This window comes from Mesorhizobium sp. M7A.F.Ca.CA.004.06.1.1 (assembly GCF_003999135.1).
Taxonomy (GTDB): domain Bacteria; phylum Pseudomonadota; class Alphaproteobacteria; order Rhizobiales; family Rhizobiaceae; genus Mesorhizobium.
The window spans coordinates 1-3,650 of sequence record NZ_RZPQ01000602.1 but is presented as its reverse complement, the minus strand read 5'-3'; the positions used below and the strand labels follow the sequence as shown (position 1 = coordinate 3,650).

Here is a 3,650-nt window from a genome sequence, read left to right as displayed (position 1 = left end):
GTGCTGGCGATTGCAGTCGCCAAGCTGGCGCATATTCCTGTGCTGGCCACCGACATCGATCCGGTGGCGGTGCGGGTGGCTGCCGCCAATGCGCGGCTCAATCACGTCAAGGCACTGGTGGAAACGGTGACCGCGCCGGGCTTTCACCACCCGGTCTTCGGCAAGCGCGCGCCCTTCGATCTCATCGTCGCCAACATATTGGCACGGCCGCTGATGCGGCTGGCGCCGCAAATGGCTGGCCACATCGCGCTCGGCGGCTCGATCGTGCTGTCAGGCATCCTCGACCGCCAGCGCGACGCCGTCATCTCGGCCTATGTCGGCCAGAATTTTCGCCACGTCAGAACCTTGCACCGCGAGGGCTGGGTGACGATCCACCTCAAGCATTGAGCCCGGGACCGACCGAGCTTGGACCAAGTTCCGCCGGTTGTCAGTCAAGCGATGCTGTAGCAGGTTGCGCGCAGCCGGAAATCGATTCCGATTTCCGTGACCGTACGCTACGGTTGCGCTGACCGCAGGAGGCCCACAATGTTCCAGACCTTCGATTCCGCCGGCGACCCGGCCGTCGGCAAACCGCGCGTGGCGCTCCTGCGCCAATGGCTTGAAGCCAACGGGCTGGACGGCTTCATCGTGCCGCGTGCCGACGAGCATCAGGGCGAGTATGTCGCCGACCGCTCGGCGCGGCTGAAATGGCTGACCGGATTCAGCGGCTCGGCCGGCGTCGCCATCGTCCTGCGCGACCGCGCCTTCGTCTTTGTCGATGGGCGCTACACGCTGCAGGTGCGCAGCGAGGTCGACCTGGACGTCTTTTCGATCGAAAGCCTGGTCGACAATCCGCCGGCTGTCTGGCTGAAAGACAATCTTGGCAAGGGCGCACGGCTCGGCTTCGATCCATGGCTGCACACGATCAGCGAGGTCAAGGCGCTGCAGGCCTCGGCCGACAAATCAGGCGCCGTGCTGGTGCCGCTCGACAAGAACCCGATTGACATCATCTGGAAGGATCAGCCCGACGCGCCGGTGGCCCCGGTCGAACTTCACCCGATCGGCTTTGCCGGCGAGCTCGCCAAGGACAAGCTCGCGCGGTTGGCGGCGGCGATCGCAAAGGACGGCGCCACCCATGCGGTGCTGACCGACCCCTCCTCCATCGCCTGGGCCTTCAACATCCGCGGCGGCGACGTGCCGCACACGCCGCTGGCGCTCGGCTTCGCCATTCTTGCCGCCGATGGGTCGCACCAGCTTTTCATGGATAAGCGCAAATTCTCGCGCCAGGTCGCGGCCTATCTCACCCAGCTCGCCGAGCCGCATGGGCCCGGCGAATTCCAAGCCGCGATCGTCGCCCTTGCCAAGAGTGGCGCGAAAATCGCGCTCGACCCGGTGCTGGCGGCCGACCGGCTGCGCATGCTGGTCGAGGCCAATGGCGGCGCCGTCGTTGCAGCAGCAGACCCCGCCCGCATCCCGCGCGCCACCAAGAACCAGGCCGAGATCAACGGCTCGCGCGCCGCGCATCGGCGTGACGGTGCGGCCGTGGCGAAGCTTCTGTGCTGGCTGGAGCGGCAAAAACCCGGATCGCTCGATGAGATATCGGTGGTCACCCGGCTGGAGGAGACGCGACGGCAGACCGGCGAGGAAACGCAGATGCCGCTGCGCGATGTCTCCTTCGACACCATTTCGGGCGCCGGTCCGAACGGCGCCATCATGCATTACCGCGTGTCGCGCGCCACCAGCCGCAAGCTGCAGGCCGGCGAGTTGTTCCTGCTCGACTCCGGTGCGCAGTATCAGGACGGCACCACCGACATCACGCGCACCGTGCCTATCGGCCAGCCGACGCAGGAGATGCGCGAACGCTTCACCCTGGTGCTGAAAGGCATGATCGGCATTTCCACGCTGCGCTTTCCCGCCGGCACGCGCGGTTCGGAAATCGATGCCGTCGCGCGCATGGCGCTGTGGAAGCACGGCTGCGACTTCGCCCACGGCACCGGCCATGGCGTCGGCTCATATCTGGCGGTGCATGAAGGGCCGCAGCGTATCGCCCGCACCGGCACCGAAAAGCTGCTCGAAGGCATGATGCTGTCCAACGAGCCGGGCTACTACAAGGAAGGCGCCTACGGCATCCGCATCGAGAACCTGATCCTGGTGACACCGGCGCAAGAGATCGAGGGCGGAGACATCGCCATGCACGGCTTCGAGACGCTGACGCTGGCGCCGATCGATACCAGGCTGGTGCAGTCGGACCTCCTGACGCGCGACGAGTTGCACTGGCTGGACTCGTACCATGCGCGCGTGCTGGCCGAGATCGGCCCGATGCTCGACGGCGAAACGCTGGCCTGGCTGGAAAAGGCCACCGCCCCGCTGCCGCACGACGCGAAGATTTGAAATCAGTCTTGGAAGGTCGGCGCCGCCCCTCATCGCCCTGCCGGGCACTTCTCCCCGTATAGTGACGGGGAGAAGGATGCCGTCATCGACGATTTCGCCAACCACCAACGTTGCAGAAAAGCGCCGAGGTTGAGACAAATCCCTTCTCCCCGTCCCTATACGGGGAGAAGATGCCGGCAGGCAGATGAGGGGCAGCGCTAACGGTTCAAGTCGATCGCGCCCAGACCCTAGCCCACAAATTGCCGCGCCAAAATCAGAACGGCCGCGCCGGCCAGAAACATCGCCATCAACCCACCGCGCAGCGAAACCACGGCGGTGACCACCAGTGCGGCCCATTCCGCCGGCCCGGCATTCAACAGTTCCGGCGCCACCAGCGTCGTCAGCACCGCCGCCGGCACGGCGTTGAGACCAGCCTCGACGCGCGGATGGATTGTTTCGAAGCGGGAGATGACCAGATGCCCGCCGATGCGCGTCAGATAGGTGGCGACCGCGCCGGCGATGATGATCCAGAAGGTCGTGCTCATGGCCGCGCCTTTACGCCGCTGTGATGGGGAGGCAGGATGACCGCCAGCAGCACACCGGCAACAGCGCCGATCGAGACATGCCAGGGCGAGCCCACGGTCTTATAGGCGATGATCGAGGCGGCGGCGCTGGCGATGACCACCGGTAGCCACAGCGGCCGCTTGCGGAAGCCCAGCACGAGACCGAGGAAATAGATCGGCAGCAGGAAATCGATGCCGAGCACATGCGTGTCGGGGATCAGCTTGCCGAACATCGCGCCAAGCGCGCTCTCGACGATCCAGAACAGATAGACCGGCAGGCCAAGTCCCAGATACCAGGCAAAGCCGACCGTCTGGCCCGATTGCGCCCGCGCTTCGGCTACCGCGAATTGCGGATCGGTGAGGATGAAATAACCAAGTGCCTGCTGGATGACAGGCCAGTGCGCGATGCGCCGGCCGATGCCTGCGGAATAGAGCACGTGGCGGAAATTGACGGCGAAGATCGACAGCACGATCAGCCACGGCGCCACATGCTGGCCGAACAGCTGGATGCCGACCATCTGGCTGGCGCCGCCATAGACCAGCGCGCTCATCAGGAAGGCTTCCAGGACCGAGAAGCCATTGTCGACGGCGAGCGCGCCGAACAGCACCGCAAACGGCGCCGACGCCACCACGACAGGCATCGACAGCCGCACGCCCTGCCAGAAATCGCTTCTATCGCCGCTCTCGGAAATTGCTTGCGCCGACATGGCCTCTCCTTGATCAGGGCCTGATGTAGGA

Annotated in this window: 4 protein-coding genes; 2 read left to right on the top strand and 2 right to left on the bottom strand. The window is 65.4% G+C overall.

The window, feature by feature from the left end:
* Positions 1 to 387, top strand: a 387-nt coding sequence (locus tag EN906_RS26615; RefSeq protein ID WP_206529170.1) for a 50S ribosomal protein L11 methyltransferase, incomplete at its 5' end; no start/stop codon positions are given.
* A 138-nt stretch (positions 388 to 525) separates the two neighbouring features.
* A complete protein-coding gene (locus EN906_RS26610) occupies positions 526 to 2,370 on the top strand; it encodes an aminopeptidase P family protein (RefSeq protein WP_127270952.1) in 1,845 nt (614 codons plus the stop codon).
* A gap of 227 nt (positions 2,371 to 2,597) precedes the next feature.
* Here EN906_RS26610 and EN906_RS26605 read toward each other — a convergent pair whose 3' ends face one another.
* Together EN906_RS26605 and EN906_RS26600 are read right to left on the bottom strand one after the other, a co-directional pair.
* Entirely contained in the window at positions 2,598 to 2,894 is a 297-nt protein-coding gene (locus EN906_RS26605; protein WP_127270950.1) for an AzlD family protein, read from the bottom strand.
* A complete protein-coding gene (locus EN906_RS26600) occupies positions 2,891 to 3,619 on the bottom strand; it encodes an AzlC family ABC transporter permease (protein ID WP_127270948.1) in 729 nt (242 codons plus the stop codon). The genes EN906_RS26605 and EN906_RS26600 overlap by 4 nt, the downstream gene beginning before the upstream one ends.
* Positions 3,620 to 3,650 lie beyond the last annotated feature (31 nt).

Coding starts and splice junctions, on each gene's coding strand:
- EN906_RS26610 (WP_127270952.1), top strand. CDS start 526: ATGTTCCAGACCTTCGATTCCGCCGGCGACCCGGCCGTCGGCAAACCG.
- EN906_RS26605 (WP_127270950.1), bottom strand. CDS start 2,894: ATGAGCACGACCTTCTGGATCATCATCGCCGGCGCGGTCGCCACCTAT.
- EN906_RS26600 (WP_127270948.1), bottom strand. CDS start 3,619: ATGTCGGCGCAAGCAATTTCCGAGAGCGGCGATAGAAGCGATTTCTGG.